Genomic DNA, 23,882 nt, shown 5'->3' on the forward strand with positions numbered 1-23,882 from the left:
CGCGATCCTCACCCGCACCACCCGCTACGCGCCAGCCGAATCCGCCACGGGTCCTTGCGGCACCTCGCCTTGCGGCACCTCGCGTGACGGCACCTCGCCTTCCTCCGGCACCGTGCCGTCCGCCGCCGAGGCCCGCGCGGCAGCCGCGGTGAGCAGTTCCAGGAGCGTGCCGGAGAATCCCCCTGCCAGCATCCGGACCGCGGCCGTCCACGCTGCCGCGTCGGCCTGGGGTATGTGTGCGCCGACCAGCTCACGGCAGCGGGGCGCCAGCTCGGGGACGACGTGCTGGGCGCTTTCCAGCACTTCCGCCGCGTACGGGGCGGGTGCCAGGAGGCCGAGGACTTCCGCGGCGCCCACGAGCCGCCGCTCGACGGCCACGGTCAGCCGGGACGAACGGACCACCGCGGGCGTCCGGTCCCAATGCGGCAGCGCCTCCCGCAGCAGCCAGCGCGGGGGAGTCGCCCCTTCGGTGACCCAGAGCGGCAGGGTACGCAGCTCGGGATGCGATTCCGGGAGGAGCGGCCGCAACTCCTCCGGGAGATCCGGCCGGTGGAGCAGCGGCGCGAGCGCCGCTTCGGCGAGCCTGCCGCCGCCGCGGTAGTGGCTGACGACCTCCTCCCAGGCGATCGGAGTGCCGGGACGGCGGGCCCGGCGCGAGGAGTGCCCGGCCGCCGTCAGTCCGGCGAGAGCGACCTCGGGTGACTCCCACTCCTCGCGCGCCGTTCTCCGGCGCCGCTCGGACTGCGCCAGCCACGCCTGCGGCCCGGGGAGATGGCGCGCGGCCGGCTCCCGTACGGGGACACCGCCCGCGTCCAGCGCGGCCAGCAGCTCCTCGGCGGCATCCGTGAGCCCGGCGACGCCGGCCGCCTGCACGGCCGTCTCGGCCAGCACGTCCCGTACGGCCGGGTCCGTACGCACTCTCGCGAGGGCACAGAGCACCGAGCGGTACGGCCGGAGGTCACCGTCTTCGTCTCTGTCGTCGGGCTGCACGTGGCTGAGCCGCACGGCGGCGTGCCAAGCGAGTCCGAGCGCGTCCTGCGCGGAGACACGGGAGAGGACCACGGGCACGACACCGGCCGGAGCGGAGTGCAGCAGCAGGTGCAGCAGCTCGATGCCCTCCGGCGGCAGATCCGTGGTGCCGGTGTCCGCGGTGGCCGAATCCAGCAACTCCGGCAGCGTGCCGTCGAAGCCCGGTCCGAGCCGGGCGGCGCCCAGCAGCGCCTCCGGGGACATGTCCTCCAGAAACGCACGGAGGGCGACGTCCAGTTGAGCGCCGTACATGCGGTCGATGGGCCGACCCGCGCTCCGGTCCCGCGTGGGATCCAGCAGCTCGGCCAGGTGATGTACGGGAGCGGTGTGCCGTATGACGTCGTCCCGGGAAGCGACCTCCAGCGCCTGCCTCGGTGTCACCAGGGCGGTGTCAGGGTCGTCGGCCGCGTCCCGGTGGTCCAGCAGCGGCAGCCCGAACTCTGCCGGGAGCTCATTCCGGAGCTTCGAAACCACCAGGTCCCGTGTCGTGCGCGGCAGCTCGACGCCGGCCAGCGCGTTGAGGTCGTGCAGCTGAGGGCTGTGCCGGACGAAGCTGAAGTTCTGCCGCTTGCCGGTGAGTTGCTCCGTGAGAAGCGCGGCAAGGCGGCGAGGCGTGTGTGCCTCCTCGGCGATACGGCGCAGCGCCGCCACGCCCGGCGCGTCGGAGGAGGCCGGAACGCCGTCGGCGAACGCCTCCGCCAACTCCGCCGCGATGTGCGCTCCGGGAGCGGCCTTCTTGGCGCCGCCCTGCTCCGGAACGGGGCGCAGCAGTCCGACCAGGTCCTCGCCGTGCCCCTGCTCCAGCAGCGACATGGCGGCGAGCGCCTGCTCGTCCCTGGTCACCGAGCCGGGCGGGAGCGCGAGCACGTGCCGCGCCACCTCCGGGTCGCCCGTGGCAAGCAGCGGGCGCAGGTGCCGGGGCGACAGCGTGCCGTCCGCGGCGAGGCACGCGGCCATCGCGGGGCCGAGCGGCCCCCGCGCGAGGCTGTGCCGGATGGCGGCGGTGGCGTCGGGATCCGCGTACAACTCTGCGGCGACCTCTGCCAGCTGGGGGCCCCCGACACGGTTCAGCCCGTCGGCCACGCGTGACCAGTGGCCGGCGAGCGGCCTGGCCCACAGGAGCTCCCGGACCAGCTCCGGGTCGCCTCTCGCCAGAACGGCTTCGATGAGGGCGGGGCACTCCACGGCGTCCATGTACGCGTCGTAACCGCCCATGTCGGACCGCACCTCGAGCCAGGGCTGGTGCAGAGCGTCGACCACCGGCACGCCGAGTCTGTCCAGCACCGGGAGCAGCAGGTGGGAGGGCATCAACGGCGCGAGACGGAGCAGGACTTCGACCCCTTCGGGCGGCTCACCCGCGCCGTCTTCCCACCCGTCGAGCGGGCACCACTCCTCAGGGCCCTCGGCGTGCTCGCTGCATGCGGTCTGGCTGGTCATGTCGGCGAGTGTAGGAAGCGGCACTGACAACCGCCGGGCGGCTGTTCAAGCCCGCCCGGCGTTTGAGGACGGTCCGGGGCGGCCGTCGGGGGAATGCGGGCCATCTTGGCGGGTGGAGACCGGCGGTTGTGGGGGCCAGGGGCGAGGCGTGGGCTTACGGGACCTGTGGGGGGCCAGAGGCCAGGCGGTGGGCAAGGAGGCCCAGGCGGTGTCCGTAGCCGAGGGCCCTCCTCAAGCGCCGGACGGGCCGGACTTGGGCCAACACAGACCCACGGCGGCCGGTGGCGGCAGCGGCGGGACCGGGACCGAAGGCGTGGCGCGGAAGGACCGGAGCAGGAACGCGACCAGCCGACGCGAGGCGGCCGCCGCGGCCTCGGCGGAGCCGGCGGCCTCGGCGGTGATGCCGTCGTTGGCCATCAGGACGAGCGTGAGGTCGTCGGGGTGGAAGTCGGCGCGCAGTCGCCCGGCCTCCTGCGCCCGCCGCGTCAGCGCGTCGAAGCCCCGCTCGGCGTGGGCGCGTTGGCGGTCGAAGTCGACCGCGTCCGGGAACTCGCTGAGGAACGCCGCCGTGAACCCCCGGTCCGCGAGCTGCATACGGCACACCTTCTCGACGACCGTACAGAACCCGCGCCACGGGTCCGGGTCCGCCAGCGCCTCGTCGACGACCGCCGCACAGGACGCGAGCTGGTCGGCGAAGACCTCCGTGACCAGCGACTCCCGGGTGGGGAAGCGCCGGTAGAGCGTGGCCACGCCGACGCCCGCACGGCGGGCGATCGCCGCCATGGGCACGTCGAGGCCGCGTACGGCGAACGCCTCGCGGGCGGCGTCGAGTATCCGGTTCCGGTTGCGCTCCGCGTCCGCGCGCAGCCGATCCGAAGCGTCAGCGGACGCGGCTGGGGCGATCTGAGACGAGTCGGCAGCCATGTGTCTCACATTAACGAGAAGTGGAAGGGGGCGTCCGGTTAGCCGGTTGGCTGGGAGCAGACAGCAGACAGCAGACAGCAGACGGCAGACGGCAGACGGCAGACGGCAGACGGCAGACGGCAGACGGCAGTCAGCAGTCAGCAGACTGACAGCGAGGAGTCAGGCAGTGAGTGAGATGCGAGCGGCCCTGTACGACCGGTACGGGCCTCCGGACGTGCTCTACGAGGGCACGGTGGCGAAGCCGGACGCGGGACCGGGCGAGGTCCTCGTACGCGTCCACGCGGCCAGCCTGAACGGCGGCGAACTCCTCGCCCGTGCGGGCAAGGTGCGCGTCGTCACCGGTCTCAGCCGGGGCTTCCCGAAACGGACCGGAATCGACTTCGCAGGTGAGGTTGTGGCGCTTGGCCCCGATGTCACCGGCTTTCGGCAGGGCGACCGGGTGTGGGGCGGGTCCAGGGCGTTCGGTGCCGCGGCCGAGTACGTCGCGGCTCCCGCACGGCGTCTGTCGCTGGCCCCGAGCGGAACCGAACTCGTACAGGCCGCCGCCCTGCCCGCCGTGGGCACCACCGCCCTCACCGCGCTCCGCGACGAGGCCCGGCTGCGCGCGGGCGAACGGCTGCTGGTGCGGGGCGCGAGCGGCGGTGTGGGCAGCGCCGCGGTCCAGCTCGGGCACGCGTACGGGGCCCACGTGACCGCGTTGGCCGGGGCGAAGCAGTTGGACTTCGTACGCGGGCTGGGCGCCGACGAGGCGTTCGACTACGCGACGACCGGGCCCGCCGAACTCCCGCGCTTCGACGTCGTCCTGGACGCGGTCGGCTCCGCGCTCAGCGCCTACCGGGGGCTGCTGACCGCGAACGGGCGCATGGTGGCGGTGACCTTCGACAGCGGGCACATGCTCCGGTCGCTCGCGTACATCGCCGCCTCCGCGGCCTTCGGCAGGCGTCGTGTCCGGAGCTTCAGCGGCAACCCCGACGACACGCTGTACGCCGAACTGGCCCGGCTCACGGAGTCCGGTGCGATCCGGCCGGTGGTGGACCGGGTCCTGCCCCTCGCGGACGTCGCGGAGGCGCACCGCGCGCTGGAGGCCGGCGGCGTCCGCGGCAAGGTGGTGCTCAGCGTGCTGCCGTGAGCACGGACTGCGCTGAGTGCGGTGTGCCGTGAGCACGGTCCGCGGTGATCAGCCCCGCGCTGTGCGAGCCGTAAGGGCTGTGAGACCGGTCAGTGAGCTGACAGCGGTCAGCGCGGTGACATCCGTCAGCGTGGTGAAAGCCATCAGAGCAGCGTCAGTTGCTGCGCGTGTACGCCCTCGTCGGGCGCGTCCTCCTCCGTGTGCTCCGGCGGCAACCGGTGCGTGCCGGGGGAGGAGGGGCCGATGCCGTACTCGGTGGCGAGTTCGTGCACCTGACCGGTGATGCGCCGCTGGTACCACTTGGGCGCGTACGCCCCGTCCGCGTACAGCGCCTCGTAGTGCCGGACGAGCCCCGGGTGGTGGATGCCGAGCCAGCGCATGTACCACTCGCGGGCCCCCGGCCGCAGGTGCAGCGTGAGCGGTGTGACCGAGGTGGCACCGGCGGCGGCGATGGCCCGTACGGTCGTGCGCAGCTGGGACGGCGAGTCGCCGAGGAACGGGATGACCGGGGCCATCAGGACCCCGCAGGGTATGCCGTGCTGGGTGAGGGTGCGTACGACGTCCAGGCGGCGTTCGGGTGCGGGCGTGCCGGGCTCGACGGAGCGCCAGAGCCCCTCGTCAGTGAAGCCGACCGAGACGGAGACGCCCACGTCCGCGACGGCCGCCGCGGAGCGCAGCAGGGCGAGATCGCGGAGGATCAGTGTGCCCTTGGTGAGGATGGAGAACGGGTTGGCGTAGTCGCGGAGGGCGGTGAGGATGCCGGGCATGAGCTGGTAGCGGCCCTCGGCGCGCTGGTAGCAGTCGACGTTCGTGCCCATCGCGATGTGCTCGCCGCGCCAGCGCCGTGCGCCCAGCTCGCGGCGGAGCAGGTCGGGGGCGTTGACCTTGACGACGATCTGCGAGTCGAAGTCGGCGCCGGTGTCCAGGTCGAGATAGCTGTGCGTCTTGCGCGCGAAGCAGTACACGCAGGCGTGTGTGCAGCCGCGATACGGGTTGACCGTCCATTCGAACGGCATGCGGGAGGCCCCCGGCACCCGGTTGACGATCGAGCGCGCACGCACCTCGTGGAAGGTGACGCCCCGGAACTCCGGGGTGTCGAACGTGCGCGTGACGACGTCGGTGCCGAAGAGGGCGGCCGGGCCGTCGCCGCTCAGATTGTCCCAGCGCATGGGGTCCTCCTTGGTGGTCCTCACGGTGTCCTCAATAGAACACCTGTTCCCATGCTAGCGGTCAACCCGGATTTTGGCGGGGGACGCGCGGGTGGTTGGCTGGGCGCCGGGTCCTCGAGCGCGTGCGCGGACAAGACGCGACGGGACACAGGCGACGAGCACAGGAGGATCAATGGCGCAGGTCGAAGCGGCCACCCAGCGGGAGGTCCGGGCGAAGCCCGAGGACGTCTTCGGCGCCCTGGCCGACTACAGCGGCACGCGCGAGAAGGTGCTGCCGCAGCAGTTCAGCGAGTACGAGGTGCGCGAGGGTGGCGACGGCGAGGGCACCCTCGTGCACTGGAAGCTCCAGGCGACCAGCAAGCGGGTGCGCGACTGCCTCCTGGACGTCACGGAGCCGGCGGACGGCGAACTCGTCGAGAAGGACCGCAACTCCTCCATGGTCACCACCTGGCGCGTCACGCCGGGCGCCGAGGAGGGCACGTCGCGCGTCACCGTGACCACCGTCTGGGACGGTGCGGGCGGCATCGGCGGCTTCTTCGAGAAGACCTTCGCGCCCAAGGGGCTCGCGCGGATCTACGACGAGCTGCTCGCCAACTTCGCGGCCGAGACGGAGAAGTGACCCCGGAGCGATAGCTGCGGGACGGTCGGAAGAGGGCCGGGCCGCACGGGATCTCCGAAGGCCGCGAGGTCTTCGGAGAGCTCCCGGGAAGCACCGGCCGTCTCACCGGATCGAGTGGTTTTCGCGCGGCCAGGGCGTACGCCGGTCGCGCCGACGGGAATACGAAAGCCCCTGATGAGCGCCGGAAGGGCGCCCAGGGCAACGGAGTTGGCGCTCCGAACGGGTCCCTCCGCACTCCATGCCCAACTTGCTCGCTCTTGTCGCTTGATGCGAGAAATATGCGCACTTGGCGACTCGGGGCAAGGGGTGAGTGTGATGGGCGGGACCACGCTGGAGAGCACCAGCGACCCGGCGTGGCCCGCTGCCGTCGAGGTCACCCTGGAGATCCCGGACTACGGGACGCACGCCCCGGCTCCGGCCCCCGCGAGCAGCGCGCCGGAGGCCCGTGGCGGTATCCGTACGGACCCCCCGCGCACCGGCGCCCGTACGGAGACCGGCAGCCACGCCCGTACGGACACCGACGCCCGTACGGACACCGACGCCCGTACGGACGCCGCCGCGCCGCCCCCTCCCGCGGACCACGGCGGCGTGGCCGCGCCAGCCGGGCTCAGCCCGCGCCGCGTGCGGATCGTCTTCGCCGTCCTGATGCTCGCGCTGCTGCTCGCCGCGCTCGAGCAGACCATCGTCGCGACCGCCCTCCCCGAGATCGTCGGCGATCTGCACGGCCTGGAGCGGATGTCGTGGGCGGTCACCTCGTACCTGCTCGCCGCCACCATCGGGCTGCCCGTCTACGGGAAGCTCGGCGACCTCTTCGGGCGCAAGGGCGTCTTCCTGTTCGCGATCGTCGTGTTCATCATCGGCTCCGGGCTCGCGGGCTGGTCGCGTTCGATGAACGAGCTGATCGCGTTCCGCGCGATCCAGGGCGCGGGCGCCGGGGGGCTGATGATCGGCGTCCAGGCGATCATCGCGGACATCGTGCCGCCCCGCGCGCGCGGTCGTTACATGGGTCTCATCGGCGCCGCGTTCGGGCTCGCCTCGGTGGCCGGGCCGCTGCTCGGCGGCTGGTTCACGGACGAGCTGTCCTGGCGCTGGTGCTTCTACGTGAACGTGCCGTTCGGCCTGCTCACCCTCCTCGTCACCGCCTTCGTGCTGAAGCTCCCCGCCCCCGGCGGCCGCCGCCCCCGGCTCGACGTGCTCGGCGCGCTGCTGATCGCCGCGTTCTCCACCTGTCTGGTGCTGCTGACGAGTTGGGGCGGCACGGAATACGCGTGGGACGACCGCGTCGTCCTCGGGCTCGGTGCCGGGGCGCTCGCCAGCGGGCTGCTGTTCCTCGTCACCGAGCGCTTCGCCCGCGAACCTGTCATCCCGCTGCGGCTGTTCCGCGACTCCGTCTTCAACGTCACCGGGCTGATCGGCGCGGTCGTCGGCGTCGCCCTCTTCGGCGCCGCCAGCTACCTGCCGAGCTATCTGCAGATGGTGGACGGCGCTACCGCCACCGAGTCCGGGCTGCTCATGCTGCCGATGATGGGCGGCATCGTGTGCGCGTCCATGCTCTCCGGGCAGCTCATCTCGCGCACCGGCCGCTACCGGCTGTGGCCGCTGCTCGGCTGCGCCCTGTCGGCCGTGGGGATGTGGCTGCTGTCCGGGCTGGAGGCGGACACGTCCCGGGCGACGTACAGCGTCTGGATGGCGGTCCTCGGCTTCGGCATCGGCTGCGTGCTGCCGGTGCTGATCCTGGCCGTGCAGAACTCCGTACCGGCGGCCGACCTCGGCACGGCCACCAGCGCCAACAACTACTTCCGCCAGATCGGCGGGAGCGTCGGCGCCGCCGTCTTCGGCACCCTCTTCACCCACCGCCTCGCCGACGCCCTCGAACGTGAACTTCCGCACGCCGAAGGCGGCACCGCGCCCGACGGATCGCCGGGCGCCGGAACCGAGCTGCCCGACCCCGAGGCGCTCACCCCCGCCCTGGTGCACGCGCTCCCCGAGCCGCTGCGCGACGGCTACATCCTGGCGTACGCCGACGCCATGCCCCGCATCTTCCTGTACCTCGTGCCGGTGCTCGTTCTCGGGCTCCTGCTCGCCTTCCTGCTGAAGGAGAAACCCCTGGTGTCCCAGAACGCCCCCGTGCCCGAGGCCCGTTCCGGTGCCGACCCGCTCACGGGCCCGTACGGCGCCGGAGTGCCCGTGTGCGGCACCGTGCAGCACAGCGACGGAACGACCGTGCCGCGCGCCGCGCTCACCCTCATCGACACCAGCGGGCGGCAGGTGGGCCGCGGCGCCACCGGCGACGACGGCCGGTACGCGCTCAGCACGCCGGGCCCCGGCTCGTACGTCCTGATCGCCGCCGCAGGCGGACACCAGCCGCAGGCCGTCAGCGTGTCCGTCGCGGAACGCCCCGTCGAACTCGACCTCGTGCTCGGCGGCGCGGGGCGGCTCGCGGGCACCGTGCAGACCGCCGACGGCACACCCGTACGCGACGCCGCGGTGACCCTGACCGATGTGCGCGGCGAGGTCGTCGCCACGTCCCGCAGCGGGCCGGACGGCGCGTACGTGATCGACGGACTGGTCGCGGGCGAGTACACGTTGGCGGCCAGCGCGCCCGCGTACCGTCCGGCGGCGCAGCCGGTGACCGTACAGGCGGCGCGCGAGACGCGGCAGGACGTCGAGCTGGCGGGCGGCGCGGTGCTGCGCGGCACCGTACGGGCGAACGGCGGGCGGCCCGTCGAGGACGCGCGGGTGACGCTGCTCGACGCGGCGGGCAACGTGGTGGACACGGCGACGACGGAGGCGGACGGCATCTTCCGGTTCGTGGACCTGTCGTCGGGCGAGTACACGGTGATCGCCGCCGGCTATCCGCCGGTCGCGACGGTGCTGCACATCGCGGGCGGCGGCCGTACGGAACGCGATCTCCAACTCGGGCACGAGGACTGACACTTGGGGCCCCGCGCGCCCCCGCGGGCCGCAGAAACGAAACCTCTCAGGGGCGTGTACAGGCGAGCCGAGCGATAAAGCCGCGCGTGCGCCGGCCGGAGCGGCCCCCGCTCCGGCCGGGTGACCTCGGCGAACCGCCCGGGGGACGGCGTTCCCGGTGGCCGTCGTACGGCCGCGGGCGCGCGGCGCGAGCCGGTGGCACGCCGGCGCACCACCTATTCGTGTGATGCCCCCCGCGCCGCACCGCCCTCCCCGTACGGTGGAACCGCACAGCGGGTAGGGGAGAACCGCGCCTCGTGACTCCTGCCTCCCGGCTCCGGCCGAGAGCCCTTTGGAGAGGTTTCGATGGAACGCGCACGTGCAGGGAAAGACGTGGTGGGGGCAGTCGCCGGCGAACCCGGGCGGCTTCCGCTCGCGGTGGCCGTCATCGACGGGGAGGGGCGCGTCTCGCACTGGAGCTCCGGTGCGCGCAAGCTTTTCGGGGTGTCGCGGGAGGACGCGGTCGGGGCGCCCGCGGACGAACTGATGCCGGTCACGGGCGCGTTCGCGGCGACCTCCTTCGCCGTGGCGGGCCGGGCGCGGGTCGCCGAGCCGGGCAGCGGCTCCGGCGACGTGCTGTGGTGGGCGTACCCGCTGGTCGGGAACGGCCCGGAGCGGCTGCTCGTGCTGGCCGCCGACACGGCGCGGCTGCAGACGCGCGGCGGCGTCGAACCGCCCGCCGCGGACGCCGAACACGAGCGCGTGGCCCCCGGGTTCGCCCTGCACACCGACTTCCCGGGCTCCGCCGAGCTGGCCGGCCGGCTGCCCGAGATCCTGCCCAGCATGAGCCCGCAGGAGAGCGCGCGGATCGTCTCCCAGGTGCTCGAACTCGGCTATCCCGTACTGGACATCAGCCAGCACGAACGCGTTCCCGTCACCCCCGACTGGGGCGTGCCCCGGCGCGTCGAGCGCCGGGTCAGGCTGCAACGCGCCGCCGAACGCACCGACACCGAGTCGGAGGCCGCGCGGGCGGCGGCGCAGGAGCTGGCGTCGGACCTCGAATACGCCGCCGTACGGGAGCGGCTGGAGTTCCTCAACGAGGTCAGCGGCGCCATCGGCTCGTCCCTCGACCTCGCGCGCACCATCCAGGAGGTCAGCGAGGCCGTGGTGCCGCGCTTCACCGACGTCGCCGGCACCTACCTGCGCGAGCAGGTCGTGGCGGGCGAGGGCTTCCCGGACGGGCCGCCCGACGCCACCACCATGTGGCACCGGGTCGCACTGGAGCACAACGACGAACCGGGCCGCTGGGAGGACGTGGTGCCGGTCGGCGAGTCGATGCCGTTCCCCGCCCACACGCCGTTCTTCCAGTGCATGACCAGCGGCGAACCCGTGCTCGTACCGCGGATCAGCGAGCAGATGGGCAACGCGATCGCCGCGCAGTTCGAGAAGCGCGACATCAGCCCGCTGATCAACAACCGTTCGATGCTCGTCGTGCCGCTGAAGGCGCGGAACGTGGTGCTCGGCTTCATGATCCTGCTGCGGCACCGCGAACGCGCCGAGTTCAACGACATGGACCGCGTCACCGGCGCCGAACTCGCCGCCCGCGCCGGCCTCGTCCTCGACAACGCCCGGATGTACACGCACCAGGAGAACGTCGCCGAGACCCTCCAGGACAGCATGCTGCCGCGCGTCGCCCCGCGCATGGCCGGCTGCGACACCGCCACCCGCTATCTGCCGGGCACCCGGCTGGGCCGGGTCGGCGGCGACTGGTTCGACACCATCAAGCTGCCCGGCTCCCGTACGGCGCTGGTGGTCGGTGACGTGATGGGGCACGGCCTGAACTCGGCCGCGATGATGGGCCAGCTGCGTACGGCCGTCCAGACCATGGCCGCACTCGAACTGCCGCCCGCACAGCTGCTGCGCAACCTCGACGACCTCGCCCAGCGGCTCGGCGACGGCTATCTGGCCACCTGCCTGTACGCCGTCTACGACCCCATCGCGAACGAGCTGCGGATGGCCAACGCCGGACACATCCCGCCCGTCCTCGTCCGCGCCGAGTGCGGCCGGGGCGAGCTGCTGGAGCTCCCGACGGGCGCGCCGATCGGCGTCGGTTCGGTGCCGTTCGAGACGGTGACCGTGCCGGTGGCGCCCGGCGACCGGCTCGTGCTGTGCACGGATGGACTCGTCGAGGTGCGCGGCGTCGACATCGGCGACGGACTGGCCGCGCTGTGCGAGTCCGCGGCGCACCCCGCCGCCTCCATGGACGACGCCTGCGACACGATCATCCGCGAGCTGGCGCGCCTCACCTCCACCGCGCGCGGCGGCCGCAAGGACGACGTGGCGCTGCTCATGGCCCGGCTCAACGGCATCGGGCAGGAGGACGTCGCGGCCTGGACGTTGGACGCGCAGCCGGGCGAGGTCCGTACGGCGCGCGCCGAGGTGCGTGCGCGGCTCACGGCGTGGGCGCTGCCGCACGAGGCAGTGGAGACGGCGGAGCTGCTGGTCAGCGAGCTGGTCACGAACGCCGTACGGCACGCGGGCGGCGACCGCGTAGGGCTGCGCCTGGTGCGCACGGCGGCGCTGCAGTGCGAGGTGACGGACGAGGACCACACCCTGCCGGTGCTGCGGGACACGGCGGGCGAGGACAGCCCGGGACGCGGGCTGCGCGTCGTGGCCCGGCTCGCGCACGAGTGGGGTGCGAGCCGTACGGCGGGCGGCAAGACGGTGTGGTTCGAGCAGGCGCTGCCCGAAGGGTGAGCGGAATGAGTCCGTCCGGCCGCCGTACGCACGGGTGCCGGGCCGCCCTTCCGCGCGTACGCTGCCCCAACGCGCCGCCTGCGCCCGGGTCTTGAGCAGCCTCTGTACGGGTCCGGGACAGGCGTCACGAGTACGGGTCTTGAGCACGGGTCGTGAGCACGCCGACAGACGGGAGTCCCGGGATGAACCCACCGACAACGCCGTACGCCGACGCATGGGAGGGCTTCTGGCGCGACGCGCCGCCGGAGGAGGGCGCGGTGTTCTGGGACGCGCCCCCGGAACGTACAGGCGCCGTCCATCTGCCGCTCTTCGGGCCGTACTTCGACAGCGAGCTCCCCGTGGTGGACCTGGGGTGCGGCAACGGCACGGTGACGCGTTTCCTGGCCCGGCGGTACGAGCGGGTGGTCGGCGTGGACGTGTCGGCGGCGGCGATAGAGCGGGCGCGCGACGCGGGCGCGGGCTCCGGTGCGGGTTCGGGTGCGGGCTCCGGTGCGGGCGCGGGCTCCGGGCCCCTCGCCGCCCCCGAGTTCCGGCAGCTGGACGCGGTGGACCCGGCGGCCGCCGCCGGGCTCGGCGCGGAACTGGGCGGCGACACCGACGTCTACGTGCGCGGTGTACTGCACCAGTGCGCCCCCGGCGACCGGGCCCGTATCGCCGCCTCCGTGGCGGCCCTGGCGGGGGAGCGGGGGCGCGCCTTCGTCGTGGAGCCCGCCGAGGCGGGCGGCGTGGCGCTCGCCGCGCTGATGCGGCGGCCGGAGGGACCGCCGCCCGCTCTGGCGGCGGTTTTCGCACACGGCATCACGCCGATGGAGATGCCCGACGAGTCCGTGCCCGAGCTCTTCCGCGACGCCGGCCTCGACGTGCTGGCGCGGGGCGCCGTACCGCTCGCGCTGACCGTGCCCGGACCGGACGGCGCACCCGCCGAACTACCCTCGAATTGGCTGGTCGCAGGGCGGAACGGGTGACCTGAAGAGGTATAGACCTCAGAAGTTATCCACAGGGGTTTTGCTGCCTTTGGCGACCGCGTAACGTGACGCGGCATGAGCAAGATCTTGATCTCCGCGGACATGGAGGGCGCCACCGGCGTCACGTGGCCCGCCGACGTGCTGCCCGGGACGCCCCAGTGGGAGCGCTGCCGCCCCATGTTCACCTCCGATGTCAACGCGGCGATCGCCGGCTTCTTCGCCGGAGGGGCCGACGAGGTCCTGGTCAACGAGGCGCACTGGAGCATGCGGAACCTGCTGCTGGAGCAGCTCGACGAGCGCGCGCAGATGCTCACCGGGCGGCACAAGTCGCTCAGCATGGTCGAGGGCGTGCAGCACGGCGACGTGGACGGCATCGCGTTCGTCGGCTATCACACGGGCGCGGGCAGCGAGGGCGTGCTGGCGCACACCTATCTGGCCAATTCGCTGACCGGCGTCTGGGTGGACGGCGTCCGCGCCAGCGAGGGCCTGCTCAATTCCCTTGTGGTGGCGGAGTACGGCGTGCCCGTCGTGCTGGTCACCGGCGACGACCTCGCCTGCGAGGACGCCAAGGGATACGCACCGGAGGCCCGTACGGCCGCCGTGAAGGACTACGTCTCGCGGTATGCCGCGGTGTGCCGCACCCCCGCCCGTACGGCGCGGGACATCACCGCGGCGGCCCGCGAGGCCGCCCCGCTCGCCGTGCGGCACACGCCGGCGGCCAAGGGGCCGCACGAGGTGGAGATCGAGTTCGACGCCGAGCACCTCGTCGGCGCGGCCACCGTCGTGCCGGGGGTGGAGCGCACGGGCGAGCGCCGCGTGGCGTACACCTCGCCGACCATGTACGAGGGAATCCGCTGCTTCAAGGCGGTCACGACACTCGTCTCGTCCGCCGTGGAGGAGCAGTATGGCTGACGCGCACATCGACCAGCAGGCCCTCGACGAGGTGGTCACCTACACCTCGGACCTGATCCGCATCGACACCACCAACAACGGCGGTGGCGACGGCGTCGAGCGGCAGGCCGCCGAGTACGTCGCGGAGCGGCTCGCGGAAGCCGGCCTCGAACCGACACTGCTCGAGAAGGCCCCGGACCGTACGAACGTGGTGGCGCGCGTCGAGGGCACCGACCCCGACGCGGACGCGCTGCTGCTGCACGGCCATCTCGACGTGGTGCCCGCCGAGCCGGCCGACTGGCGGGTCCACCCGTTCTCCGGCGAGATCCGCGACGGCGTCGTCTGGGGACGCGGCGCGATCGACATGAAGAACGCCGACGCGATGGCCCTGGCCGTCGTGCGCGCCTGGGCGCGCGCGGGCGTGCGGCCCCGCCGGGACATCGTGCTGGCCTTCACCGCGGACGAGGAGGACAGCGCCGAGTACGGCTCGGGCTTCCTCACCGAGCGGCACCCGGAGCTGTTCGAGGGCTGCACCGAAGGCATCAGCGAGTCCGGCGCGTTCACCTTCCACGCGGGCGGCGGCCTCCGGCTCTATCCCGTCGCCGCGGGCGAGCGCGGCACCGGCTGGCTGCAGCTCACCGCCACCGGCAAGGCCGGCCACGGCTCGAAGGTCAACCGCGCCAACGCCGTGAGCAGACTCGCCGCCGCCGTCACCAGGATCGGCGAGCACGAGTGGCCGGTCCGGCTCACCCCGACCGTACGGGCCGCGCTGCTCGAGCTGGCCCGGCTGCACGGGCTCGACGCCCCGGACCTGGACGCGCCGGACTTCGACGTGGACAGCCTGCTGGCCAAGCTCGGCCCGGCCGCCGCGCTGGTCGAGCCGACCGTGCGGAACAGCGCCAACCCGACCATCCTCGACGCGGGTTACAAGGTCAACGTCATCCCGGGCAGCGCAACCGCGTACGTCGACGGGCGGATGCTGCCCGGCGGCGAGGACGAGTTCCGGGCCACCCTCGACCGGCTGACCGGCCCCGACGTCGACTGGGAGTTCCACCACCAGGAAGTCCCCCTGCAGGCCCCCGTGGACCAGCCGGCGTTCGCGGTGCTGCGCGAGGCGCTGGAGCACTTCGACCCGACCGCGCACACCGTGCCGTACTGCATGTCGGGCGGCACCGACGCCAAGCAGTTCTCGCGGCTGGGCGTCAGAGGGTACGGCTTCACGCCCCTCCGGCTCCCGGAGGGCTTCGACTACCAGGCCCTGTTCCACGGCGTGGACGAACGGGTGCCGGTGGACGCGCTCCACTTCGGCGTCCGCGTCCTCGACCGCGCCCTGCTCGCCCTCTAGGAGACTGACTGCATGGTGACCACCCGATCTGAGACCGCCCGGGCCCCGTACGGCAGTTGGCCGTCCCCGATCGACGGCGCGCTCGTCGCCGCGCGGGACGGCCGGCCCGAGTTCCTCGATGCCGTGGGCGACGAGGTGTGGTGGACGGAGCCGCGCCCGGAGGAGGGCGGCCGGCGCGCCCTGATGCGGCTGCGCGCGGACCGTTCGGCACCCGCCGAATCGACGCTCCCGGCGCCCTGGAACGTGCGGAACCGCGTCATCGAGTACGGCGGCACCCCCTGGGCGGGCGCGCCGCGCGCCGAGGGCGGCCCCCTCGTGGTGTTCACCCACTTCGGCGACCAGCGGCTGTACGCCTTCGCCCCCGACGACCCCGGCACCGCGCCCTGGCCGCTCACCCCGGTCTCCGGCGTCGGCGGCGGGCTCCGCTGGTGCGACCCGGTGCTGCGGCCCGAACTCGGCGTGGTGACCTGCGTGCTGGAGGAGTTCACCGGGGAGGGCCAGACGGACCTGCGGCGGCTGCCCGTCTCCGTGCCGCTCGACGGCTCCGCCGCCGGCGACCGCTCCCTCGTCGTCGAACTCACCGACGCCACCCACCGCTTCGTCACCGGCCCACGCTTCTCCCGGGACGGACGGCAGGCCGTGTGGCTGGCCTGGGACCACCCGTCGATGCCCTGGGACGGCACGCTGGTCCGGCTCGCGAGCGTCACGGAGGACGGCGCGTTCACCGACGTCCGTACGGTCGCGGGCGGCGCCGACGAGTCGGTGGTCCAGGCCGAGTGGGCGGCGGACGGTTCGCTGCTGCTTGCCACGGACCGTACGGGCTGGTGGAACGTGCACCGGCTCGACCCGGACAACGGCGAGCTGGTCAACCTCTGCCCGCGCGAAGAGGAGTTCGGGGGCGGCCTGTGGAAGATCGGGCAGCGCTGGTTCGCGCCGCTGCCGAGCGGGCTGATCGCCGTGGTGCACGGGCTGGGCGAGACGAAGCTCGGCATCCTCGACCCGGAGACGGGCGAGCTCGTGGACGGCACCGGCCCGTGGACCGAGTGGGCGCCCGCCCTCGCCGTGTGCGACACCCGCGTCGCCGGGATCGCGGCGGGCACGCACAGCACGTACGAGATCGTCGAGCTCGACACCGGCACCGGGCACACCGGCGTCATCGGCTCCGTCCACCGGGACCCGGTGGACCCGGTGTTCTACCCCGAGCCGCAGATCCGCACCTTCACCGGGCCGGGCGGCCGCGACATCCACGCGCACGTGTACCCGCCGCACCACCCCGATGTCACCGCACCGGACGGCGAGCTGCCGCCGTACGTGGTGTGGGCGCACGGCGGCCCGAACAGCCGCGCGCCGCTCGTGCTCGACCTGGAGATCGCGTATTTCACGTCGCGCGGCATCGGCGTCGCCGAGGTCAACTACGGCGGCTCGACCGGATACGGCCGCGAGTACCGCAACCGGCTGCGCGAGCAGTGGGGCGTCGTGGACGTCGACGACTGCGCCGCGGTCGCGCTGGCGCTGGCCGAAGAGGGCGCCGCGGACCGCGCGCGGCTCGCGATCCGCGGCGGCAGCGCGGGCGGCTGGACCAGCGCCGCGTCACTGACCTCGCCCGCCACGGAGGGCGTCTACGCCTGCGCGACCATCCTCTATCCGATCCTCGACCTGGAGGGCTGGGCGGAGGGCGAGACACACGACTTCGAGTCGCAGTATCTGGAGTCGCTGGTCGGGCCGCTCGCCGAGACCCGCGACCGCTACCGCGAGCGGTCACCCGCCAACCACGCCGCGCGCACCAGCGCCCCGTTCCTGCTGATGGCCGGGCTGGACGACGTGATCTGCCCGCCCGTGCAGTGCGACCGCTTCCTGGAAGCAGTGGACGGACACGCGGCGGCGCACGCGTACATCGCCTTCGAGGGGGAGGGGCACGGATTCCGGCGCGCCGACACCATCACGCGTGCGGTCGAGGCCGAACTGGCCCTCTACGTCCGGACGTTCGGACTCGTACGGGACGATGTGCCCCCGCTGGAGCTGCGGAAATGACCGCGGCGCCGGACAGGCACGGGGACGCGCCCGGCGGCGGGCCCTCCGAGTCACGGGACGAGCCCGCCCGTACGGTCTCCGACCCGCACGAGCTGCTGGCGGGCCAGCTGGAGTTCCACCGCGACACGCTGCTGTGGAAGCTGGCCGGGCTCCCGGAGTCCGAGCTGCGCGCCAGCAGGGTGGCGTCCGGCTGGACTCCCCTGGAGCTGGTGTGGCACCTCGTCCACGTCGAACGGCGCTGGCTCTGCTGGGGGTTCCGGGCGGAGCGCGTGCCGGACCCGTGGGGCGACGACGGCCCGGACGGCCGCTGGCAGGTGCCCGAGGGCATGACCACGGGCGAGGTGCTGGAGCGGTTCGCGGCCCAGCGGGACCGTTCGCGGGCGATCATCCGCGAGGCGTCGCTGCTCGACCGTGCCGCCGTCGGCGGGCGGTTCGGCACCCCGGAGGAGGCGCCCACGCTCGGCTGGATCCTGTGCCATCTGCTCCAGGAGTACGCGCGCCACGTCGGCCAGCTGGACATCGTTCGCGAGCTGGCCGACGGGGCAGTCGGGGAGTGAGCCGGGCCGGGGGCCGGGCGCGTCAGGCGTAGACGCTCTCGACGAAGGAGGCGATCTGGCTCTCGGACAGATGATGAGCCAGGTCCGCCTCGCTGATCATGCCGACGAGTCGCTTGTTCTCGATCACCGGAAGCCGCCGGATCTGGTGGCTCCGCATCTCTTCGAGGATTTCGTCGATCCCGGCGTCGGCGTCGATCCAGCGCGGTGTGCCGTGCACCAGATCGCCCGCCGTCATCCTGGACGGGTCCTGGCCGTGCGCGACGCAGCCGACCACGATGTCGCGGTCGGTGAGGATGCCGCACATCCGCTCGTTGCTGTCGCTGACCGGGAGCGCCCCCACGTCCAGCCGGCGCATCAACTGGGCAGCCCGGTCCAGGGTCTCGGTGGCGGGAATCCACTGTGCACCGGGGTGCATGATGTCTGCGGCGGTCGTCATGACGTACCTCCTCGGGCACGGGTGTGCGTCACTCCATCGTCCCGCGCCCCTGGTGTCTCGCAACCGCGCGGCCGTTCCCGCACGTCAGCCCGGCGGTGGTGGCGCAGCCGAGCGCCCGGTCCAGAGCCCGGCTCAGAGGCCGGTCAAAGCCTGGCCAGGGCCCGGCTCAGAGCCCCGCGACGTCCGCCAGCAGCCGGGCCTGCTCCGTCATGACGATGCTGCGCGCCATGTCCTCGTCCTCCACGACCGACCACAGCAGGTACTCGACGTGCCGGGCCACGGCCCACGCCCGTACCCGCCACGGGTCCTCGCCGACCAGCTCCGCCACCAGCGCGGTCCGGTGCTCGAGCACGGCCCGCGGATCGGGGTGCGCGAACGGGTCGTCGACCTGCTCGATCAACGGCCAGGGGTCGAACGCCGGATCGCCGGTCATCGGCTTAGCGTCGATCGCCAGCCAGGGCCGCCGCCGCGCCGCGAGGACGTTGCCGGGGTTGAAGTCGCCGTGCAGCACGACCTCGCGGTCGGCGGAGCCGGGGAGTTCGCGCAGCAGCCGCGCGCCGAGCTTGAACAGCCCGGTGTCGATCCCTTCCGGCCACGGCCGGGACGCCCGTTCCTCCGCGAGGTCCGCCCACTCGTTTGTGACGTTCGCGAGCGGGGCCGGCCCGGCGTCGGCGGGGACCGGCGCGGACCACAGTTCGCGCAGCAGGTCGGCGGCGCTCGTGAGCCGCTCGTCGGCCGGTATGCCGTGGGCACGGGCCAGTTCGGTGCCCGGGTCGCAGCGCTCCAGCAGGAGCGCGAACCGCTCGGCGTCCGCCTCGTACACGTGCACCGCGCCCCGTCCCGCCCAGAGCCGTAGCGCAGCCGCCTCGCCGACGGCCTCGGGGTGCGGCCAGGTGATCTTCAGTACGGCGGGCGCGGCGGCGTCCGCGTACGTGTCACCCGTGGCGTCCGTGCCGCCCGCGGCGTCCAGGTCCTCCGGACGCCAGGCGGGCGCCACCCAGGAGCAGCTGCCGCCGTGGAACGGCTCGCCCAGCCGCAGCCCCCACCGCTCCCGGAACTCCTCGATCAGCCCCGGCAGTTCCGCCAGCCACGCCCGGCCGCCGGCGTGCCGCCCCATCGTGGTGACCACGGGCAGCGACGGAGGAACGCGTTCAGTCGACACCATGAGGGGCATCCTCGCAGCCCCGGGCCGTACGGCCGCCCGAGGGGCCGCGGATAATGGGCGCATGTCACGCCGACTCGTACTCATCGACGCCCCCTCCAACCTCGGGCTGCGCCCGCCCTCCCCGGGCACCGTGCCCGGCTGCCACAAGCTCGCGGGCGCCCTGCGGGACCAGGGCCTGGCCCGGCGGCTCGGCGCGGCCGAGGGCGGCGTCGTGGTGCCGCCGCGCTACGACCGCGGCGAGTGGCAGCGCGGCGACGGCGTGTTCAACGCCGCCGCCATCGCCGGCTACAGCCGCCGGCTCGCCGACCGCGTCGAGGGCCACGTCCGGGCGGGTGACTTCCCGGTCGTACTCGGCGGCGACTGCTCCATCGTCCTCGGCTCGTCGCTGGCGCTGCGCCGCGTCGGCCGGTACGGGCTCGCCTACCTCGACGGCCACGACGACTTCCGCCACCCCGGCAACGCCCCGGACGGCATCGGCGCCGCCGGCGGCGAGGACGTGGCGCTGGCGACCGGCCGGGGCCAGCGCGACCTGACGGACCTGGAGGGGCTGCGGCCGTACGTACGGGACGAGGACGTGGCGCTCCTCGGCCTGCGCGACGCCGAGAACGAACCCGAGAACTGCTTCGACGAGCTGACCGGCCTCGGCATCCACTACGCCCCCGTCGCCTCCGTACGCGCCGAGGGCTCCGAGGAGACCGCACGCGCCGCGCTCCACCGCGTCGCCGCGCCCGAACTGGACGGCTTCTGGCTGCACATGGACGCCGACGTGCTCGACCCGGAGGTGCTGCCCGCGGTGGACAGCGACGAACCCGGCGGGCTCACCGCCGAGGAAGTACGGGGCCTGCTGCGGCCGCTGGCCGCGTCGCCGCGCTGCGCCGGGTTCCAGCTCACCATCTACGACCCGGAGCGCGACGCGGACGGCAGCGGCGCGGCGCTGCTGGCGGACCTGCTGGAGTCGGTGCTGGCGCCGTGACGGGTCGCTGACGGGTCGCTGATGAGGGCTGACGGGGCGGGGGTGCCGCGCGCCGGCCCTTGCACGCAACCCATCGAAAGTGCAGTCCGATTCCTTGCCAAAGTAAGAGAAAAGCGAACTCCCAAGCCTTACCTGGGAGGACTGTTCAACAAGCTGCCGAACGTGTTCCATGGTCATCGGGGGTGCCGGGAGGCGGCGGCCCCGTGGGAGAGAGCGAGGCAGCCGTGGGCAGCACGACCGTACGCAGCAGCATCCTGACCCTGCCCGTGGCACCCGTCGGACCGGAGAATCCGCTTCCGCCGCTGCTGCCGCTCGACGAGATGCACACCATCGAGGAGAGCGAACGGGCGGCGCTGCCACCGTCGATGGCGCGTCAGGTCGGATACGAGCCGCTGAGCTCCGTGCTCCCCACGCGCATCCTGGACGGCTACGGCCGGGACCGCGCACCGGCCGGCCTGGACACCCTCGTGATCGAGAGCGACCGGCTGCGCGCCACGGTCCTGCCGGGCCTCGGCGGCCGCATTCACTCGCTCCACCACAAGCCCACCGGGCGGGAGTTGCTGTACACGAACCCTGTCCTGCAGCCCGCCGACTTCGCGCTCAACGGCGCCTGGTTCTCCGGCGGCATCGAGTGGAACATCGGCGCCACCGGCCACACGACCCTCTCCTGCGCGCCCGTGCACGCGGCGGTCGTGCCCGCGCCCGACGGCGGCGAGATGCTGCGGCTGTGGGAGTGGGAGCGGCTGCGCGACACCCCGTTCCAGGTCGACCTGTGGCTGCCGGAGGGCTCCGACTTCCTCTACGTGGGGGCGCGGACCCGCAATCCGCACGACCGCACCGTGCCCGTCTACTGGTGGTCGAACATCGCCGTCCCGGAAGAGGAGCGCACCCGCGTCCTCGTACCCGCCGAGGAGACCTGGCACTTCGGCTACGAGCGGAGCCTGCGCCGTATCCCCGTGCCCCACTGGCGGGACGCCGACCGCAGCTATCCGCTGCGCAGCGAGTTCCCCGCCGACTACTTCTACGAAGTGCCGGTCGAGGCCCGCAAGTGGATCGCGTCGCTCGACGAGCACGGGCAGGGTCTCGTCCAGACCTCCACGGACCTGCTGCGGGGCCGGAAGCTGTTCGTCTGGGGCCACGGGCCCGGCGGCCGCCGGTGGCAGCAGTGGCTGACCGAGCCGGGCACTCCCGGGTACGCCGAGATCCAGGCCGGCCTCGCCCGTACGCAGCTGGAGCACATCCCGCTGGAGGCGGGCGAGGAGTTCGCGTGGCTGGAGGCGTACGGTCCGCTGGACGCCGACCCGGCCGCCGTGCACGGCGACGACTGGGACGCCGCACGCGCCGAGGTGGAAGGGCGGCTCGAGACGGCGCTGCCGCGCGCCGACGTGGACGCCGCGTACGCCGCCTGGCGGCCGTACGCCGACACCGACCCCGCCGAGCCGCGCCTCGCCACCGGCTCGGGCTGGGGCGCGCTGGAGGTCGTCCGCGGCGGTCACCTGCTGCCCGGCACCCCGTTCCCCGAGGACACGCTGGGGGAGGAACAGCAGCCGTGGCTGGAGCTCCTCAAGACGGGCCGCCTGCCCGACCCGGGCCGTGCCGCGGACGCGGGCCGCGGCCCGGACGGGCCGGAGCGTGACGGGTTCGGCGGCACGCCGCCCGGCCCCACGCTGGTCTCGGCCGCGTGGCGGGACCAGCTGGAGTGCGCGCCCTCCGGGCCGATGACCGACTACCACCTGGGCATCGCCCAGTGGCACGCCGGCGACCACGCGCAGGCGGTGCGCAGCTGGGAGCGGTCCTGTGCCGCGGCCGAGACCCCGTGGGCGCTGCGCTGCCTCGCCGTGGCGGACGCGTACGACGCGGCCACCGGGCTGTACCCGCAGCGCGCGGCCGACCGCTTCCTGGCGGCGGTCGAGCGCGTCTCCGACGGGCACGCGCTGGCCGCGCTGATACGGGAAGCGGTCCCCGTCCTCCTCGCCGCGGACCGCCCGGCCGACGCCCGCGCCGTCCTCGACCGGCTCCCGCCGGAGGAACGCGCCCGCGGACGCTGCCGCCTGCTGCACGCCCGCATCCTGGTCGCGGAGGGCGACCGGGAGGCGGCCCGAGCGGTCTTCACCGAGGGCGACGGCTTCGAGGTGGACGATCTGCGGGAGGGCGACGAGATCCTCAACGACACGTGGTCCTCGATAACGGACGCCCCGATCCCGGACCGCTACGAGTTCCGCATGCGCCCGGCCTGACTCTCCAGCCCGTCCGGCACTTGGGGGACGGCCCGCAGCCGCCCCCCCCAAGCCCGTCCGGCCGACCCTTGGCCACGGTGGGCCTGCACTCGGCAGTGTTCGGTTGGGCCACCGGCCTGTGCCGGGCAGTGACCGCCCCGGTCTGTCCTCAAGCGCCGGACGGGCTTGGGGGTGCCCGGCCCCGGCTTGAGGGGGCGGGCCCGGGCCGGTCGCACGGCACGGGCAAGAAACGGGCATTCGCGTGCCCGAAACGGTCAGTGGCGTAGGTCACGCGGAATCCATTTCGCGCCGCCCCCAAGCCGTCGCGCCGCCCCGGGAAGCGGGCACAAACGGGCACGATCCCGTGTGCTCCAAGCCTGGCCGCACTGTTGCGCCGGATGTACAACTCTTCACACGGCCCGAACGGGCACCACGACGCCCGAACGGAGAGGGGGCGAAGCCTCATGAGTGCGGAAGAGCGGCAGCGGGAGATCGTCGGAGCGGCACGCCGCAGCGGTTCCGTCGATGTCGCCGAGCTCGCCGCCGAGCTGGGCGTCGCGCGGGAGACGGTCCGCCGTGACCTGCGGGTGCTCGAGTCGCACGGCCTGCTGCGCCGTACGCACGGTGGCGCGTACCCGGTGGAGAGCGCGGGCTTCGAGACCACGCTCGCCTTCCGTACCACCATGCACGTGCCGGAGAAGCGCCGGATCGCCGCCGCCGCGGCCGACCTGCTGGGCGAGGCCGAGACGGTCTTCGTCGACGAGGGCTTCACCCCCCAGCTCATCGCCGAGGCCCTGCCCCGTGACCGGCATCTGACCGTGGTCACCGCCTCGCTCGCGGCGGCGGGCGCGCTCGCCGAGTACGACGGCTTCACCGTGCTGCTGCTCGGCGGCCGGGTGCGCGGCGGCACGCTGGCCACCGTCGATCACTGGACCACGAAGATGCTGGCCGGATTCGTCATCGACCTGGCGTACATCGGAGCCAACGGCATCTCCCGCGACCACGGCCTGACCACCCCCGATCCGGCCGTGAGCGAAGTCAAGTCCCAGGCGATCCGCGCCTCACGCAGACGCGTCTTCGCGGGGATCCATACGAAGTTCGCCGCGGTGAGCTTCTGCCGCTTCGCCGAAGTCGGCGACTTCGAGGCGATCGTGACCTCCACGGGTCTGCCCGCCTCGGAGGCCCACCGCTACTCCCTCCAGGGGCCGCAGGTCATCCGGGTCTGACCGCCCGGCGTCTCCTCGGCAGGCTCCCGGCCTTCCCAAGTCTTCGCCTCCCGCGCCCTCCGTACGCGGGAGGCGTGGCCGAGCACACCCACAGCACGCT

17 protein-coding genes are annotated in these 23,882 nt (G+C 73.4%); 12 read left to right on the forward strand and 5 right to left on the reverse strand.

Translation table 11 applies throughout. From position 1 onward, the window contains the following. Positions 1-24: 24 nt before the first annotated feature. Positions 25-2,466 (reverse strand): hypothetical protein, encoded by a 2,442-nt coding sequence (locus DVA86_RS00670; protein ID WP_208874844.1) that lies wholly within the window; start codon positions 2,464-2,466, stop codon positions 25-27. A 231-nt stretch (positions 2,467-2,697) separates the two neighbouring features. Continuing rightward, entirely contained in the window at positions 2,698-3,390 is a 693-nt protein-coding gene (locus DVA86_RS00675) for a TetR/AcrR family transcriptional regulator (RefSeq protein ID WP_208874846.1), read from the reverse strand. 175 nt (positions 3,391-3,565) lie between these two features. Between DVA86_RS00675 and DVA86_RS00680 the strand changes: the two genes are divergently transcribed. Beyond that, entirely contained in the window at positions 3,566-4,519 is a 954-nt protein-coding gene (locus tag DVA86_RS00680; RefSeq protein ID WP_208884266.1) for an NAD(P)-dependent alcohol dehydrogenase, read from the forward strand. Positions 4,520-4,662: 143 nt separating this feature from the next. On the opposite strand, the gene DVA86_RS00685 is transcribed toward DVA86_RS00680, so the two are convergent. Continuing rightward, positions 4,663-5,688, reverse strand: coding sequence for an Rv2578c family radical SAM protein (locus DVA86_RS00685; RefSeq protein ID WP_208884268.1), 1,026 nt, complete (start codon positions 5,686-5,688; stop codon positions 4,663-4,665). Positions 5,689-5,860: 172 nt separating this feature from the next. On the opposite strand from DVA86_RS00685, the gene DVA86_RS00690 reads away from it, so the two are divergent. The 8 genes from DVA86_RS00690 to DVA86_RS00725 all read left to right on the forward strand — a co-directional run bounded on the left by DVA86_RS00690 (position 5,861) and on the right by DVA86_RS00725 (position 17,766). Further along, entirely contained in the window at positions 5,861-6,307 is a 447-nt protein-coding gene (locus tag DVA86_RS00690) for an SRPBCC family protein (protein WP_208874848.1), read from the forward strand. Positions 6,308-6,622: 315 nt separating this feature from the next. Next, complete coding sequence (locus DVA86_RS00695; protein ID WP_208874850.1) at positions 6,623-9,241, forward strand: MFS transporter; 2,619 nt, start codon at positions 6,623-6,625, stop codon at positions 9,239-9,241. A 345-nt stretch (positions 9,242-9,586) separates the two neighbouring features. Continuing rightward, complete coding sequence (locus DVA86_RS00700; RefSeq protein WP_208874851.1) at positions 9,587-11,977, forward strand: ATP-binding SpoIIE family protein phosphatase; 2,391 nt, start codon at positions 9,587-9,589, stop codon at positions 11,975-11,977. Between the two features lie 182 nt (positions 11,978-12,159). Further along, entirely contained in the window at positions 12,160-12,942 is a 783-nt protein-coding gene (locus tag DVA86_RS00705; protein WP_208874853.1) for a class I SAM-dependent methyltransferase, read from the forward strand. A gap of 75 nt (positions 12,943-13,017) precedes the next feature. Continuing rightward, positions 13,018-13,854, forward strand: coding sequence for a M55 family metallopeptidase (locus DVA86_RS00710; protein WP_208874855.1), 837 nt, complete (start codon positions 13,018-13,020; stop codon positions 13,852-13,854). Beyond that, the gene (locus tag DVA86_RS00715) at positions 13,847-15,178 is read left to right on the forward strand and encodes a M20/M25/M40 family metallo-hydrolase (protein WP_208874856.1); all 1,332 of its coding nucleotides are present in this window, start codon (positions 13,847-13,849) and stop codon (positions 15,176-15,178) included. The genes DVA86_RS00710 and DVA86_RS00715 overlap by 8 nt, the downstream gene beginning before the upstream one ends. Positions 15,179-15,190: 12 nt before the next feature. Further along, positions 15,191-17,209 carry a prolyl oligopeptidase family serine peptidase gene (locus tag DVA86_RS00720; protein ID WP_208874858.1) on the forward strand — a complete coding sequence of 673 codons (2,019 nt, stop codon included), beginning with the start codon at positions 15,191-15,193 and terminating at the stop codon, positions 17,207-17,209. Then, the gene (locus DVA86_RS00725; RefSeq protein ID WP_208874859.1) at positions 17,206-17,766 is read left to right on the forward strand and encodes a DinB family protein; all 561 of its coding nucleotides are present in this window, start codon (positions 17,206-17,208) and stop codon (positions 17,764-17,766) included. The genes DVA86_RS00720 and DVA86_RS00725 overlap by 4 nt, the downstream gene beginning before the upstream one ends. A 22-nt stretch (positions 17,767-17,788) precedes the next feature. Here DVA86_RS00725 and DVA86_RS00730 read toward each other — a convergent pair whose 3' ends face one another. Then, positions 17,789-18,202: a CBS domain-containing protein gene (locus DVA86_RS00730; protein ID WP_208874862.1), complete on the reverse strand. Its 414-nt coding sequence runs from the start codon at positions 18,200-18,202 to the stop codon at positions 17,789-17,791. 166 nt (positions 18,203-18,368) lie between these two features. Beyond that, positions 18,369-19,367, reverse strand: coding sequence for an aminoglycoside phosphotransferase family protein (locus DVA86_RS00735; protein ID WP_208874863.1), 999 nt, complete (start codon positions 19,365-19,367; stop codon positions 18,369-18,371). A 61-nt stretch (positions 19,368-19,428) separates the two neighbouring features. Here DVA86_RS00735 and DVA86_RS00740 point away from each other — a divergent pair, with 61 nt between their 5' ends. The 3 genes from DVA86_RS00740 to DVA86_RS00750 all read left to right on the forward strand — a co-directional run bounded on the left by DVA86_RS00740 (position 19,429) and on the right by DVA86_RS00750 (position 23,782). Beyond that, positions 19,429-20,340: an arginase family protein gene (locus DVA86_RS00740; protein WP_208874867.1), complete on the forward strand. Its 912-nt coding sequence runs from the start codon at positions 19,429-19,431 to the stop codon at positions 20,338-20,340. Between the two features lie 224 nt (positions 20,341-20,564). Next, on the forward strand, positions 20,565-22,577 hold the full coding sequence (locus tag DVA86_RS00745; protein ID WP_245996189.1) for a DUF5107 domain-containing protein: 2,013 nt from the start codon (positions 20,565-20,567) through the stop codon (positions 22,575-22,577). Between the two features lie 443 nt (positions 22,578-23,020). Next, positions 23,021-23,782 carry a DeoR/GlpR family DNA-binding transcription regulator gene (locus DVA86_RS00750; RefSeq protein ID WP_208874868.1) on the forward strand — a complete coding sequence of 254 codons (762 nt, stop codon included), beginning with the start codon at positions 23,021-23,023 and terminating at the stop codon, positions 23,780-23,782. Positions 23,783-23,882: the final 100 nt, after the last annotated feature.

It is taken from the genome of Streptomyces armeniacus (assembly GCF_003355155.1).
GTDB classification, from domain to species: Bacteria; Actinomycetota; Actinomycetes; order Streptomycetales; family Streptomycetaceae; genus Streptomyces; species Streptomyces armeniacus.